The following is a 13,952-nucleotide window of genomic DNA, read 5'->3' as shown; positions in this document are numbered from 1 at the left end:
CGACCCGCATGCTACGGGTCGCCTTTTCGCTTTCAGAAGCCGGATTGTCTTACGACTTCTTGGCTTTAGCTTTCAGTTTAGTGTCGTCAGCTTTCACTTTCACCTTGTCGGCACCTACTGTCGATTCTACTTTCTCTACCGTCATGGTAGGCGTGGCGTTGCCTTCTTTTACTTCGCCTACTACCGATACCATCGCATTGCCGCCGGCCGAGTTCGACTCCACGGTCAATACTTTGTTCTGGATGCCCATTTTGCCGGCCGTGTTGAAGTTAGCCGTGATGCTACCGGTTTTGCCGGGCATGATGGGGTCCTTGGTCCACTCTGGGGTGGTGCAGCCGCAGCTAACACCGATATTAGAGATTACCAGCGGCTGGGTGCCAATGTTTTTGAACTTGAACACGTGCTTCACCACATCACCTTGTTTGGCGGTGCCGAAGTCGTACTTCATTTCATCAAACTGAATTTGCGGGCCGGCCACTTTCGTCTGCGCGTTGGCAGGCTTTACGGCAGCCGTTTGAGCCTGAGCGGCAAAGCCAGCGCAAGTCAGCGACAGAGCCAGTACAAGTGCTTTTTTCATGAGGGTACTGTGTGAATGGTGTTGGAGAAAACAAAAATACTCGTTTTGCCGGGTGGCGCAAGTTGAGTGCCAGTTTTCACCGAACTAGGTGAAGCTGACATGAAGACAAACAGCCCAACTACCTGATTTTGTTCGCTAAACTACTCATTCTGGGTTTTCTGCCAGCAGCTTAGGATTGAAATTAAGCAAGAATAATTTTTCTGAGGCGCGTGTCACAGCTGTGTAGAGCCAGCGAGCAAACTCGGAATTCACCATATCCTCCTTTAAAAAGCCGTGGTCGACGAACACAGCCTGCCACTGGCCGCCCTGCGCCTTGTGGCATGTGAGGGCATAGGCAAACTTTACCTGCAGCGCATTCAAGAATGGGTCTTTGCGGAGTGCAGCCGTCTTGTCTTTCTTGGTGGTGAGGTGGTCATAGTCCTTGCCTACGGCCTCATAGAGTTCCTTGCTACGGTCAGCGGGCAGGGCGGGGCTTTCGGTGTGCAGCGTGTCGAGTAGCAGCTTGATTTCCATATCCGGCTCGTCGGGGTAGTCCACGAGCCGCACGCGGGCATCGGCGAAGCGAAAGCCGAATTCCTCGGTGAGGCGGATGATTTTCACCACCTGCACAAAGTCGCCGTTGGCCAGAAAGCCCATTTCCGAATCTTTGGGCAGCCAGAAATAGTTGTTGCGTACCACCATCAGGTAGTCGCCACTCTCAATTTCGTCCTCGGCCTCGAACAGCACCCGCCGGATCATCTGGTTGTACTGGTTGGCGTTTTTGTTGGAGCGGCAGATGATGGTGGTGTTTTCGTGCCCGAAGTTCTTGTAGGCCCAGCGCAGACCATCTTCCAGCTTGTCGCCGCCCATCTGAAACAGGTCGGGGTAGCCGCGGGTATGAAACAGGATATTGGGTTTTTCCTCGCGCAGTTCTTCGCGCAGCACGGTGGCGTTCATCAGAATGCCAGACTGCTCGGCCTGGCGCATCACCTGGCGCAGCTCCACTCCATCCACAGTAGCGCGGAACCGGTGGCGCAATAATTCCGGGTCGAGGGCGGGACTGAGTAGTTGGCCCACGGGCGGCAGCTGGGCCGTGTCGCCGATGAGCAGCAGCCGATTCGAGGGCTTCTCGAACACATAGTTGAGCAGGTCGTCGAGCAGGCCGGTTTCGCCAAACGACTTCTCGTCGGAAATCATGGACGCCTCATCCACAATGAACAGCGTGTCCTGGGCGCGGTTAGGTTGGCGCTGAAACGACAGATTCTGGCTAGGAGAGCCGCTGGTCTGGCGGTAGATTTTCTTGTGAATGGTGCTGGCCGGCACGCCCGCGTAGCCGCTCATCACCTTGGCGGCGCGGCCCGTTGGAGCCATCAGCACGTATTTGCGGCCCAGCTTATGCAGCCACTGCACTAGCGCACTGACTACGGTGGTTTTGCCAGTGCCCGCGTAGCCGCGCAGCACAAACGCCTTGCGTCCCGGCAAGTCGTCCTTCAGAAAAACATCCAGCTTCTGAAACAGCGTGGCCTGGTCCTGAGTGGGTTCGTAGGGGAAATAGTCGCGGACGGAAGGGGTACGGAGGGAGAGCATAGCAAGTGTATTCGGGTAACAAAGCTACGCCCGTTTCAGGTCCCTGGCACGCCGGTTGTTGGGGTGAAAACAGAACTATTTGCCAAGCAGCTTTATCTGTGAGGTAAAGCTCTAGCGGCTTTACGAACTTGTATTTCACTGGGCCTCCCACAACCGTTTGCCTGCCTACCCCTGCGGCTCCACCACGGCCATCGTCGCCGAAGCTTTGGCTATCAGCTTATCATCGCACCACACCTCCGACTCGCAGAAATGCAGGCGGCGGCCAGCTTTCAGCACCCACCCCACGGCGCGCAGCTTCTGCCCCACGCCGGGGTGCAGGTAGCTGGTTTTCAGCTCCACCGTTACCACGTCGGTACCATCGGGCACGAGCGTGAGGGCTGCGAAACCAGCTACCAGGTCGGCCATGGTGGCGACGAGGCCGCCGTGGGCGAAACCACTGTGCTGCTGGTGCTGCTGCTGGAGCGTGACTTCCGCTTCGATGCGGCCCGGCTCGATGCGGGTCAGGTCGGCCCCGATGAGGTGCATAAAGTGCTGGCGCGTGAGCTTGCGGCGGATACGGGTTTCGAGCGAGTCGTCGGGAGTAGCGGCGGGGGCGGCAGAAAGTGCAGAAGAATTCATTGGGGCAAAGATAGCCCAGCCGATTTCGGGTTTGTGTCAGCGCGTTTCGGTAATATGTGTTGCTTATTATGGCATTCTCGCTATTTTAAGCTGGTAGTACGGGCTCGTTCTCCGCTCTCCAGGCACTTCTGTTCTTCTACCTCCGCTTTCAGTCAGCTATGCTACCACAGGAATACGTTTTGAGCGGTGCGCTGGGCTTAGCGCTGGCCGCGTGCAGTGGGTTTCGGGTGTTTGTGCCGCTGCTGGCCGCTAGTCTGGCGTATCGTACTGGTTTGCTGGACCCTTCAGCCGGATTTGCGTGGCTGGGCTCGTGGGCAGCAGTGGGCGCGCTGGGCACAGCCACGGTAGCCGAAATCCTGGGCTATTACTTTCCGGTGGTTGATAACGTGCTGGATACCATCACCACACCCGCCTCGTTTATTGCCGGCACTGTGCTCATGACAGCCGCTCTGCCTGACCTTGACCCAGTAGTGCGCTGGGGGCTGGGCGTGCTGGTAGGCGGCGGCACAGCCGGCATGGTACAGACCGGCACAGCACTGCTCCGGGCGGGCTCTACAGCTGCAACCGGCGGCCTCGGCAACCCGGTACTGGCCACCGCCGAAAACACGCTGGCCATTCTAGGCTCGGCGCTGGCGCTGCTCCTGCCCGTGCTGACTGCCGCGCTTATGCTGGGCCTGGTAGTGTATATTGCCACCCGGCTGCGGCGCTGGCGGCAGCGGCGGGCCCAACGTCGTGGGTCTGCTTCGGCTCTGGCAAAGGGCTGACACTAAGGTTCACTTTTTCTGCTTGTATGGCTTCCGACTCTCTTCCCACCCGTGAAATGCCACAGGCCTACACCGGCCAGGTACGGCTGCGCGTGTGCGGCCTGTTGGTGCACAATGACACGCTGCTACTGACTGCGCATCGGGGGCTGCTGCCTGATTCCAAGCCCTTTTGGTCGCCGCCGGGTGGCGGGTGGCAGTTTGGCGAAACAATTCAGGAGTGCTTGCGGCGTGAGTTTCGGGAGGAAACGGGCCTTGAGGTAACTGTAGGTCGGTTCCTGCACCTGCACGAGCACCAAAGCAACGGCCTGCAGGCGCTGGAGCTGTTTTTTGAAGTAACTGCCCTTGACCCCACGGCTGTGCCCCGGCTGGGCTCCGACCCCGAGCATTCCGCTGACGAGCAGTTGCTCTTGGAATTGGCCTATGTTTCGCCTCGGCAACTGGTTGTGCTGCCGGCACTTCAGGTGCATCCGGTTCTTCGTCAGATTATCAGCACCGACGATGTCTTTATTCCGCAAATACGGTTTCAGCAGTAACGGCTGTCCAAGCGCGGTGGCTGCACCATAGCTACTTTCGTACCTTTGCCGCCCACCCCTTACTGCTCTGCGCTCTAGTTTCTGCTCGTGTCTTCTGTCTATCCCGTTTCTACTGCTGTGCCCGCGTTGTCTTCCTTGCCTGCTCCTACGGTACTGCACCGCCTGCGCGATGAAACGCTGACTCCCGAAAACCTGGCTGCCTACAACCTCTACCTTACGGCCGGGCCGGCCGGACTGCGGGTGGGCATTGCGGATACGCGCCGCAACAAGTTTGTGGTACTGGAAGAATACGCGTCGCAGACTGCTACCTCTTTCGGTGGACAGCTACAGGCCTTGGCCTCCCACCACGACCTGCTAGGCCAGTCTGGCTGGAACCACGTGCGGCTGGCTGTACAGAACCGACACTTTACGCTGCTGCCCGCTCCGCTTTTCCGGGCCGGCGACGAGGCTGCTTATCTGCGCCTGCACCATCCCGTCGATGCCCAGTATGAAACGGTGCATGCCTATGCGCATCCGGGCCAGGAAATGGTCAGCATCTTCGCGGCCGAAAAATCCCTGAACGATTGGTTTCGTGCTACGTATCCTACCGGTACACTGCTGCACCAGACCAGTGCCCTGCTTGAAGGCCTCATGCACCAGAGCGACGCAGCGGCCCCACGCCGGCTCTACCTGAGCATCGGGCACCTGGAAGTGACTATCGTTGTCATCCGCGACAAACGGCCAGAGTTCTGCAACGTTTTCGCCTTCAGTTCGCCGGAAGACCTGATTTACTACACCATTTTGGTGATGCAGGAATTTCAGCTTAACCCCGATCAGGACCCCATTATAGTATGGGGAGACCTGATGCACGATTCGGAGCTGTTCACTATTCTGCGCAAGTACATCCGCCACATCAAATTCGGCAACCGTCCGTTCGACCTCGGCTACAGCTACCGCCTGAACGAGCTGTTCGAGTATCGTTTCTTCGAGCTCTATAGTTTGCATCTGTGCGAATAGCCCCACTCGTTCTTGGTTCTGCTTCGAGCCTGATAGTTCTTTTTTAGCCCCGCCTTATGAGAACAGCTATTTTTCCTGGCTCCTTCGACCCGTTCACCAATGGTCACCTCGATGTGGTACGGCGCGGCACGGTTCTGTTCGATGAAGTCATCATTGCCATTGGCAACAATAGTAGCAAGAGTCGTTATTTGCCTGTAGAGCAGATGCAGGAAATGATACAGGAGGTGTTTCGAGACGAGCCACGGGTGTCCGTACAGTCCTACAAAGGCCTGACCGCCGACTATGCCCGCGAAGTAGGCGCCCGATTTCTGCTGCGTGGCCTACGCAACACCACCGATTTCGAGTACGAAAACACCATCGCGCAAGCCAATCGACACGTCAACCCAGATTTAGAAACCGTGTTTCTTATCACCTCACCAGTGCTAGCAGCCATCAGTAGCACCATCATCCGTGAAATTCACCGGTTTGGCGGCAATGTTGATGACTTTGTTCCGTTTCAGCTCCCGCCTTTCGCTGGCTAATGTGCTACGAATTGTTCACAGAAAGGCCCGCTCTGCTATAGCAAAGCGGGCCTTTCTGTGTTTATATAACAGCTGTGGAGCTAGTTGTTCTTCGTGATGCGTAGGCCGACCGTATTGCCAGGGTTTTTGGGGTCGGCAATGGGCTGCACGGTGTAGCTGGCGTCGGTGAGGCTCAGGTTGGCGCGGCGCAGTAGGTCGTCCTCGTCGCTGCCCAGCACTACCAGGTTGTTCACCTTGCGGGTGCGGGCATTGTAGGTAGCCACAATGGTAGTGCCGTTCTTATCAAACGTATTGACCCAGTCTTCGCCTTTGGTGGCCTTCATTTGCTCGGCGGTAGGCTCCAGGCCTATTTTCTGGTCCTTGGTTTCGCGGGGCGTACCGAGGTTACGACGCACTTGGTCGATGTTGCGGCCAACGAGCAACGGCAGATTGAGGCTGTTGGGCGCTACTGCTTCGGCGCGGCCCGTCACGGGCTTATCAGCTTCGGAAGCAGTTTGGGTGCCTGTGCAGGCAGCCATTCCGCCCAGCACCAGCAGAGCGGAAAAAGAAAGGGACGAAAGACGCATGGAAAGGAAAAGAAGCTAGGGAATTATTTGGCAGAAGGCTCGCTGGCTGGCGTAGAGCCCATTACTTCGCTCAGGTAGTGGCGCATCACGAGTGCAATGCTGGCGTACGATTCTTCAAGTACGGCCAGTGCCTCCTGCGGCGTCATCCAGCGCACTTCCTCAATATATTCTTCGGCCTGCGGCTTCATCAGCGAGTCGTCAAGGCAGCGCATGATGTACCAGTTGGTCTTCTTCAGGATTTTGTTGCCGTTGTACGCGTAGGAGTGCCACGTGCTCGGCAGTTCATCGCCCAGCTCAATCTTGATGTTGCATTCCTCCTCTACTTCGCGCAGGGCGCCAAGGGCCGGATCTTCCTCCTTCTTGAGCTTGCCTTTGGGCAAATCCCACTTACCGAGGCGGTAAATCATCAGCACCTTGCCATCCTTCACCACGAGGCCGCCAGCGGCTTTCACGATGCGGAACTGGTCTTTCAGGTGCAGAATGAGCCGCTTTTTCTTGCGAGCCAGCATGGTCAGCGACTTCAGCTTTTTCAGCTTTTTTACTTCCATCAGGCGTAGCAGCCGGTCCACGAATACGTCCGTGACGTCGCGCACGAGCACATCCCCTACCAGATCCTTCGAGATGAACTCATCTTCCGGATTTAGAATCAGGTCGTACTTGTGCTTGTATATTTTCTCGCTGTTCTTTTTGATGATCAGCGGAATATCGTTGATGAAGACGTTCATCGCGGGGCAATCAGGAGAGGCAACAATGAGGAATCAAGGCCGGGGCGTTGCAAAGCACAACAGGAAACTTGGCAATCGAAAACCCGCCACAGGACGGGCAAGATACGAGATGCACACGGTTGTGTTGTCGTGAGCTCGGATGAATAGAGCCGGAAGTAGACGAACCCGGGTACTAACAGGGATGCAACTCCCTAACCCTTGGGCGCAATTGCGTGCCCAGGCATCATAGCTGATACCGTGCAACATGCTTTGCAGCACCCGATAGGCGAATTTTTCGTTTCGAAACTTCCATTTTTCGACTCTATATCTACCCTACCTTCGCCCTATGAAAAAAATCGGTCTGCTTTCCGATACCCACAGCTACCTCGATGAACGAATCCTGCACCACCTGCGTGGCTGCGACGAAATCTGGCACGCCGGCGACTTTGGTACCAGCGCCGTGATAGAAGAACTGGAAACGGTGGCGCCCCTACGCGGCGTGTACGGCAACATTGATGGCCGCGACGTAAGCCTGACGCAACCCTTGGTGCAGCACTTCGAGCTAGAAGGCCTGTCTGTGCTTATGACGCATATCGGGGGTTATCCGGGCCACTACAGCCCAGCCGCGCGCCTACTGGTGCAGGAGCACCGCCCGGGTTTGTTCATCAGTGGCCATTCTCACATTCTCAAGGTCATGCCCGATCCACGCCTCCAGTTGCTACACCTGAACCCTGGAGCCGCGGGCCGCCACGGCTTTCATAAAGTGCGCACCCTGCTGCGGTTTGAAGTAACGGAGGGCAAGGTGCAGCAACTGCAAGTGGTAGAACTAGGACCAAAGTGAAGCGAGTCATTGGTGTTCAGACACAAAAAAAGCGTCTTTCCCGGGTGGGAAAAACGCTTTTGAAATTTCTGACCAAAACCCACCGACACCGGGGGCAGGCTGCCAGACGGCGCTTACTTAGGCGGCCGTCGTAGCTTCGCTCTTGTTGAAGCGGGTTTTCAGTTCTTCGATGTCCACGTTCTTCAGAACGGGAGTCAGGAGGAGTTGCTTAATCACGCGCTGCTTGTTGTTAGCGCGGGCAATGTTCTTGCGGTGCTTCCGCTTCAGACGGGTAACGCTCATTTTTTCCGGGTCGGTTAAGGTCTTTCGGTAATTGAGGGGCAAAAGTAACGACTAAATTTGACACCGGGAAACCTTTCCCTTTTTTCCCTACTCTAAACTCATGACTGATTCTATAATTGACCTGCGCTCCGACACCGTTACGCGCCCTACGCCGGCTATGCTGGACGCCATGTTCCAGGCCCGCGTCGGCGACGATGTGTACGAAGAAGATCCGACCGTGCGCGCGCTGGAAGAGGAAACTGCTGCCCGTTTCGGGCTGGAAGCCGGCCTGTTCTGCCCTTCCGGCACCATGACCAACCAGATTGCCATCAAGGCCCACACCGAGCCGCTTTCCGAAGTAATCTGTGAGCAGACTTCGCACATTTACCTCTGGGAAGTAGGCGGCATTGCGTTTCATTCGGGGGCGTCGGTGGCGCTACTGCCCGGTGAGCGAGGGCGCCTGACGGCCGCGCAGGTGGAGGCTGCCATCCGGCCCGTCAACGTCCACTACCCCACCACTAGCCTCATTTCGCTGGAAAACACGCACAACCGCGGTGGCGGCAGCTGCTATGAACTGACCGAACTGGAGGCCATTGCCGAAGTGTCCCAGCGCCACCGGATTCCGCTGCACCTCGATGGGGCACGCATCTTTAACGCGCTGGTAGCTACTGGCCAGCAGGCTACTGAGTACGGCCGCCTCTTCGATACTATTTCGGTGTGTCTGAGCAAGGGGCTGGGGGCGCCGGTGGGCTCGGTGCTGTTAGGCAGCCAGGCATTTATCCAGAAAACAAAGCGTATTCGGAAGGTGATGGGCGGCGGCATGCGGCAGGCAGGCTACCTAGCAGCGGCCGGCCTCTACGCGCTGGAACACAATGTAGAGCGCCTCCGCGACGACCACCGCCGCGCCCGGCAACTGGGCACTAGCCTGCAGGCTCAGCCCTATGTAGCCGAAGTGCTGCCTGTAGAAACCAACCTCGTGATTTTCCGGCTGCGCCCCGACATGCCGGCCGAGAAGTTTCTGGCGTATCTGGAGCAGGAAGGCATACGGGCTTCGTCGTTTGGGCCGCAGATGATTCGGTTTGTAACCCATCTGGACATAGACGACACGATGCTGCAGCGCGTAGAAAGCGTATTGCGGCACTTGGCGTCCTGAGGCGCCCGGTTGCCTTTACGTAACCCTGCTTCTGTTGGAACTCTACAATACTTTCGCGCTACTGCTGGTGGTAGCGGCTCTGTTCGGCTACCTCAATCACCGCTTTCTACGCTTACCTGCCACTATTGGCATCATGGTGCTGGCCCTCATTTTTTCGTTGGGGGCCGTTGCGCTGGGCGAGTTGGAGGTTCCATGGGTGCTAATGGTTAGCCGAATGGTCCGCAACCTCGACTTTCATGCCGTGGTAATGCAGGTGATGTTGAGTTTTCTGCTGTTTGCAGGGGCCATTCACGTAGATGTGCGGGCGCTAGGTAGCCAGCAGCTGCCGGTGGCGGCGCTGGCCTCAGCAGGCACCATTCTGTCCACCGTGCTCATCGGCACTACGCTCTACTTTCTGCTGCCTGTGTTCGGGGTACCGCTCGATTACGTGTACTGCCTGCTGTTCGGCGCGCTCATCTCCCCCACCGACCCTATTGCCGTAATGGGCATTCTGAAAGAAGCCCGCATCGACAAAACCCTGGAAATCAAAATTGTGGGCGAGTCGCTTTTCAATGATGGTATTGCGGTGGTGCTTTTTGTGAGTTTGTTTCAGATAGCAGAAGCCGGTCGCGAAGCCGCTACGCTCAGCGTTATCGGGCAGCTTTTTTTGCGGGAAGTAGTAGGAGGTCTGGTTCTGGGCGCAGTGCTGGGCTACGCCACCTACCGCGCCCTGCGCACCATCGACAACTACCAGGTAGAAGTGCTGATTACGCTGGCCCTGGTGATGGGCGGTACCGCGCTGGCCACCACGCTGCACACATCGGCGCCGCTGGTTATTGTGGTGGCCGGCCTGATTGTGGGCAGCAAAGGCCGTCAGGCCAGTTCCGATGAGTCGCGCGACTACCTGGACAAATTCTGGGAGGTGCTGGATGAAATTCTGAATGCCGTGCTGTTCGTGCTTATCGGGCTGGAGCTGCTGGTGCTGCACATCAGCCGCACTACCCTGTTCGTTGGCGGCGTCACGATTGGGGTAGTGCTGCTGGGCCGGCTGCTGTCGGTGGCGGTGCCGCTGGGGCTGCTGCGCCGTTGGTACTACTTCGACCGGCCCACGCTGCGGATTCTGACCTGGGGTGGGTTGCGCGGCGGCATTTCGGTAGCACTGGCTCTTTCCCTGCCCGAAACCATGCCGCGCGAATTGATTGTGGGCGTTACGTACGTCGTCGTAATATTCAGCATTGTGGTGCAGGGCCTTACATTGGGCCCGCTGGTGAAGCGGCTGGGCCTGAGCACTGAGCCCTCCACCCCTGCTGATTCCGGGCATTAACCTTACTCCGTGATGGCCGAACAGAATGTATTTGTGATAGGCGACGTGCATGGATGTCTCAACACATTAGAAGAGTTGCTGCAGCACTGGCGCCCAGAAACGGAACGGCTGATACAGGTCGGCGACTTGATAGACCGGGGCCGCTACAGCCCGGAATGCGTAGCTCTAGCCATAAGCCTAGAAGTACGCTACCCAGGCCAGACTACGTTTCTGAAAGGCAACCACGAGGCCGCTATGCTGCGGCATTTTGGCCCGGCTGGCCCTTATCAGGGATGGCTAAGCTGGGGCGGCCGCAGTACTGTAGCACAGTACAAGGCATGTCAGGCGCTGTTGGAGCCACACCTCGCGTGGCTGTCGCGCCGGCCTCTATACTGGCACAACGAGCACCTGCTTATCAGCCACGCCGGCTTCGCTGATACGCCTCACCAGCTCGACGAAGACCATCCCGATGGGCTGCTCTGGCGGCGCGGCCCGCTGCTGAACATGGGCCGCCGACAGGTTATCGGGCACACGCCCACCGACGGCGACCCAACGTTTGATCCGGCCACAAATGTGCTCAATATTGATACCGGCGCCTGCTTCGGGTTTGCGCTGACTGGGGTGCGGCTGTCTGCCACGGGCGAGCTGCTGGAGGAAGTCATTATTCCCACGCACCGTATTGATATTGCCGCTGCCGAGTAGGCTTCTTCTACCTGACTTCCCTTTTCTATGGCTTCTGTACCACACACGCCGGCCTTTCCGCCTACTTCCACTGGTGCTTCTTCAGATAAGGCACTAGCCCACCTTTCGCAGGCCGATCCGGTGCTGGCGGGCATTATCGCGCGGGGCCGGCCCATTCAGCCCTCGGCGCACGAAGACTTATATCTGGCATTGCTGCGCGCCATCGTGAGCCAGCAGATTTCTACGAAAGCGGCGGCGGCCATCTGGCGCAAAGTGCAGGCCCTGTTTCCGCCCGACGGCTACCCCGAGCCGCTGGCTTTGGTCGAGCTGACCGATGAGGACCTGCGCACAGCGGGTATTTCGCGGCAAAAGGCCGGCTACCTGCGGGCCATTGCTGGCTTTGCTCTGCGCGACCAACTCGACCACGCCCACCTGAGCCAACTGTCAGCGGACGACTTTACCAGCCACCTCACGCAGATAAAAGGTGTAGGCCGCTGGACCGCCCAGATGCTGCAGATGTTTGCCCTGGACCAGCCCGACGTATTCGCGGAAGGTGACTTGGGCGTGCAGAACGCCATGCGCCGGCACTATGGCCTAGAGGAAACCGGCCGGGCCTTGCTGAAGCGCATGACGGAAATTGCGGAACCCTGGCGGCCCTACCGCAGTCTGGCCTGCAAGTACCTCTGGCAGTCGTTGGACAATACCCCGGCGCCAGAGAAATAAGGCGCATTATTCGCCTTTTTCCCGCTTTTCTGCCGCCTCCTCTTTGCCGGCGTCGCGCACTGCCAAGGCCATTGCCACAAAAATACCCAGCAAGGGCAAGCAGAAGCCAATCAGCAGCCAGCGCACCAGTGGCCGGCCGTACATGTGAGCAATATAAGCCGTTACCAAAGCCGAAAACGACGCCACCAGAAACAGGCCAACTCCTAACGCAAATTCATCCATAGAACTGCAAAGTTAGCGCACCTTCCCGCGCTTCACCATATACGCATACAGGACCTTATCAAACGGCTCCCGGATATCAACTGGTACGAAGTCGATTTTATACTGCCCGCAGCGTAGCGCCAGTTCGTGCTCATACGCCTGCATGGCAGCGCGGTATTGCTCCCGCACCTGCGACGGCTGCAGCTTCACAGTTTCGCCCGTTTCAATATCCTCGAACAGATAAGGCCGGTCCTGAAAGTCAAAATTAGACTCGGTGCTGCGGTCCATGATGTGGAACAGCAGCACTTCGTGGTGCTGGTGGCGCAAGTGCTGCAAAGCAGCCAGCGTGCCCGTTTGCTCTTCTGGAGCGCGGCCCAGCATATCCGAAAACAGCACCACCAACGAGCGTTTTGGAATCTGTTGCGCTATGGTATGAATGACGCCTGACACGTCGGTAGACGTATGGGTTGTGCTGGCAGGACGCTCCAGAAGTTGCTGCAACGCCAGCAGCAACGTGTGGCGGTGGGTGCTGGTTGAACGCACCGGCGTCTGCAGTTCTACCTGGCTGGAGAACGTAACGAGCCCGACGGCGTCTCGCTGTTTCTGGAGTAGCGTGGTGAGGGCTGCCGCGCATAGCACCGCAAACCGCAGCTTATCGTGGCCGGGCTCGGGGTAGTACATACTGGGGCTAACATCGAGCAGCAGATGGCAGCGGAGGTTGGTTTCTTCCTCATAGCGCTTTACAAAAAGCTTGTCGGTGCGGGCAAATACCTTCCAATCGAGGTGGCGGGTGCTTTCACCGGGGTTGTAAAGGCGGTGCTCCGAAAACTCTACCGAGAAGCCGTGGTAGGGCGACTGATGCAGGCCCGTGATAAAGCCTTCCACCAGCTGGCGAGCCAGGAATTCCAGGTTTTCGAACGAGCGGACGGCGGCCAGATCAAGAGGTTGAGCCATAAATGCAATTCAAGGAAAGCAAAAGAGGTAGTGCGCAGCTAGACTGGGCCCTGCGCCTCAAAGAAACAAAGAAGTACAGAAGGTGGCTCAGGCATAGCAACAATCATATATGATGCAGATTTCATCCTGCCATATTCCAATGAGCAGCGCTTGAACAAAACTGATTATTTTCCCGAATTATTGCGCTTCACTAAGATATTCAAGGATTTACATCAGAAACGAGGCCTCAAAATTTTTATATCATGCGCAGTAGTTGTACTTTGGCCTGAAATTCAACCATCTTGGAATAACAAAACTTTACAGAAGGCCCCGTGGAAGAACGTCACGACCAAGAAGAAATTTACTCCCAGCGCATTAAAGCGGGCAAACGCACGTACTTTTTCGACGTGAAAGCTACCCGCGGCCAGGACTATTATCTGACCATCACGGAAAGCAAGCGCAAGCTCCGTGACGACGACACTTTCTCGTATGAGAAGCACAAGATTTTCCTGTACAAGGAAGACTTCCTGAAGTTCGTCGATGCGCTGCAGGATGCCGTGGAATATGTGCGCGAAGAGTTGCTGACGCCTGAAGAGGTAGCCGAACTGGACCGCCCACGCCCGGCATATGAGGAGCGTGAAGCCGGCTTCAACCCGAACCGCGCCGACGACAACTATTAATTTCAGGAAAGCCTAGCGAAACAGTCCTACAAAAAAGCTCTTCGTTTCCCACCGCACGGCGCGCCCGGCTTCGGCCAGAGCGCGCCGTCGTGGTTTCTGCGCACTAGAGTGCGTAGTACTGGCTAACCAACAGCAACACACCGGCAGCCACATAAAAGCCTAGGCGCTGTAGTTTCTGAGTGGGTTTATGGTGTTCACACATGCCTGCCCAACAGAAGCAGTGCCGCATCTGGTTCAATGGCATCACTACCCGTTGCAACGGACTCAGATGAGCCGTGCTTTCCCCAAAAAAGCCCCGTACCTTTGCCCCCGCGAATTGAGCCAGTAGCTCAGCGCACCATTTCACCACTCA

At 57.2% G+C, this 13,952-nt stretch carries 18 protein-coding genes; 10 read left to right on the top strand and 8 right to left on the bottom strand.

Annotation, left to right across the window (positions count from 1 at the left end):
* Positions 1–49: 49 nt before the first annotated feature.
* From H4317_RS07160 to H4317_RS07150, 3 genes are all read right to left on the bottom strand, one after another.
* Positions 50–577 carry a DUF1573 domain-containing protein gene (locus H4317_RS07160; protein WP_185889440.1) on the bottom strand — a complete coding sequence of 176 codons (528 nt, stop codon included), beginning with the start codon at positions 575–577 and terminating at the stop codon, positions 50–52.
* A gap of 144 nt (positions 578–721) precedes the next feature.
* The gene (locus tag H4317_RS07155) at positions 722–2,143 is read right to left on the bottom strand and encodes an ATP-dependent DNA helicase (protein ID WP_185889439.1); all 1,422 of its coding nucleotides are present in this window, start codon (positions 2,141–2,143) and stop codon (positions 722–724) included.
* A gap of 165 nt (positions 2,144–2,308) precedes the next feature.
* Complete coding sequence (locus tag H4317_RS07150) at positions 2,309–2,761, bottom strand: PaaI family thioesterase (protein ID WP_185889438.1); 453 nt, start codon at positions 2,759–2,761, stop codon at positions 2,309–2,311.
* A gap of 158 nt (positions 2,762–2,919) precedes the next feature.
* On the opposite strand from H4317_RS07150, the gene H4317_RS07145 reads away from it, so the two are divergent.
* The 4 genes from H4317_RS07145 to coaD all read left to right on the top strand — a co-directional run bounded on the left by H4317_RS07145 (position 2,920) and on the right by coaD (position 5,575).
* Positions 2,920–3,525, top strand: coding sequence for a DUF4126 domain-containing protein (locus H4317_RS07145; RefSeq protein ID WP_185889437.1), 606 nt, complete (start codon positions 2,920–2,922; stop codon positions 3,523–3,525).
* 26 nt (positions 3,526–3,551) lie between these two features.
* Entirely contained in the window at positions 3,552–4,058 is a 507-nt protein-coding gene (locus H4317_RS07140; RefSeq protein ID WP_185889436.1) for an NUDIX domain-containing protein, read from the top strand.
* Positions 4,059–4,145: 87 nt separating this feature from the next.
* Positions 4,146–5,054, top strand: coding sequence for a DUF3822 family protein (locus H4317_RS07135; protein ID WP_185889435.1), 909 nt, complete (start codon positions 4,146–4,148; stop codon positions 5,052–5,054).
* A 56-nt stretch (positions 5,055–5,110) separates the two neighbouring features.
* Positions 5,111–5,575, top strand: coding sequence for a pantetheine-phosphate adenylyltransferase (gene coaD / locus H4317_RS07130; protein ID WP_185889434.1), 465 nt, complete (start codon positions 5,111–5,113; stop codon positions 5,573–5,575).
* An 80-nt stretch (positions 5,576–5,655) separates the two neighbouring features.
* Here the strand turns inward: coaD and H4317_RS07125 are convergent, their stop codons facing one another.
* Positions 5,656–6,141, bottom strand: a complete 486-nt coding sequence (locus tag H4317_RS07125; RefSeq protein WP_185889433.1) for a hypothetical protein — start codon at positions 6,139–6,141, stop codon at positions 5,656–5,658.
* Between the two features lie 23 nt (positions 6,142–6,164).
* A complete protein-coding gene (locus H4317_RS07120; RefSeq protein WP_185889432.1) occupies positions 6,165–6,866 on the bottom strand; it encodes an NUDIX hydrolase in 702 nt (233 codons plus the stop codon).
* Positions 6,867–7,191: 325 nt separating this feature from the next.
* On the opposite strand from H4317_RS07120, the gene H4317_RS07115 reads away from it, so the two are divergent.
* Positions 7,192–7,686 carry a metallophosphoesterase family protein gene (locus tag H4317_RS07115; RefSeq protein ID WP_185889431.1) on the top strand — a complete coding sequence of 165 codons (495 nt, stop codon included), beginning with the start codon at positions 7,192–7,194 and terminating at the stop codon, positions 7,684–7,686.
* 117 nt (positions 7,687–7,803) lie between these two features.
* Here H4317_RS07115 and H4317_RS07110 read toward each other — a convergent pair whose 3' ends face one another.
* The gene (locus H4317_RS07110) at positions 7,804–7,968 is read right to left on the bottom strand and encodes a hypothetical protein (protein WP_185889430.1); all 165 of its coding nucleotides are present in this window, start codon (positions 7,966–7,968) and stop codon (positions 7,804–7,806) included.
* A gap of 100 nt (positions 7,969–8,068) precedes the next feature.
* On the opposite strand from H4317_RS07110, the gene H4317_RS07105 reads away from it, so the two are divergent.
* The 4 genes from H4317_RS07105 to H4317_RS07090 are packed head-to-tail and all read left to right on the top strand — an operon-like array spanning position 8,069 to position 11,786.
* Positions 8,069–9,100, top strand: a complete 1,032-nt coding sequence (locus tag H4317_RS07105; RefSeq protein WP_185889429.1) for a threonine aldolase family protein — start codon at positions 8,069–8,071, stop codon at positions 9,098–9,100.
* Positions 9,101–9,134: 34 nt separating this feature from the next.
* On the top strand, positions 9,135–10,403 hold the full coding sequence (locus H4317_RS07100) for a cation:proton antiporter (protein WP_185889428.1): 1,269 nt from the start codon (positions 9,135–9,137) through the stop codon (positions 10,401–10,403).
* 12 nt (positions 10,404–10,415) lie between these two features.
* On the top strand, positions 10,416–11,084 hold the full coding sequence (locus tag H4317_RS07095; protein ID WP_185889427.1) for a metallophosphoesterase family protein: 669 nt from the start codon (positions 10,416–10,418) through the stop codon (positions 11,082–11,084).
* A 27-nt stretch (positions 11,085–11,111) separates the two neighbouring features.
* Positions 11,112–11,786 (top strand): DNA-3-methyladenine glycosylase family protein, encoded by a 675-nt coding sequence (locus tag H4317_RS07090; protein WP_185889426.1) that lies wholly within the window; start codon positions 11,112–11,114, stop codon positions 11,784–11,786.
* A 6-nt stretch (positions 11,787–11,792) separates the two neighbouring features.
* Here the strand turns inward: H4317_RS07090 and H4317_RS07085 are convergent, their stop codons facing one another.
* Positions 11,793–12,008 (bottom strand): hypothetical protein, encoded by a 216-nt coding sequence (locus H4317_RS07085; RefSeq protein ID WP_185889425.1) that lies wholly within the window; start codon positions 12,006–12,008, stop codon positions 11,793–11,795.
* Between the two features lie 12 nt (positions 12,009–12,020).
* A complete protein-coding gene (locus H4317_RS07080; RefSeq protein WP_185889424.1) occupies positions 12,021–12,941 on the bottom strand; it encodes a DUF58 domain-containing protein in 921 nt (306 codons plus the stop codon).
* 311 nt (positions 12,942–13,252) lie between these two features.
* Here H4317_RS07080 and H4317_RS07075 point away from each other — a divergent pair, with 311 nt between their 5' ends.
* Positions 13,253–13,600 (top strand): DUF3276 family protein, encoded by a 348-nt coding sequence (locus H4317_RS07075; RefSeq protein WP_185889423.1) that lies wholly within the window; start codon positions 13,253–13,255, stop codon positions 13,598–13,600.
* Positions 13,601–13,952: the final 352 nt, after the last annotated feature.

The sequence above is a fragment of the Hymenobacter sediminicola genome, assembly GCF_014250515.1.
Classification (GTDB): Bacteria; Bacteroidota; Bacteroidia; order Cytophagales; family Hymenobacteraceae; genus Hymenobacter; species Hymenobacter sediminicola.
The sequence above is the reverse complement of the archived record's forward strand: the minus strand, read 5'-3'. Positions and strand labels throughout refer to the sequence as shown.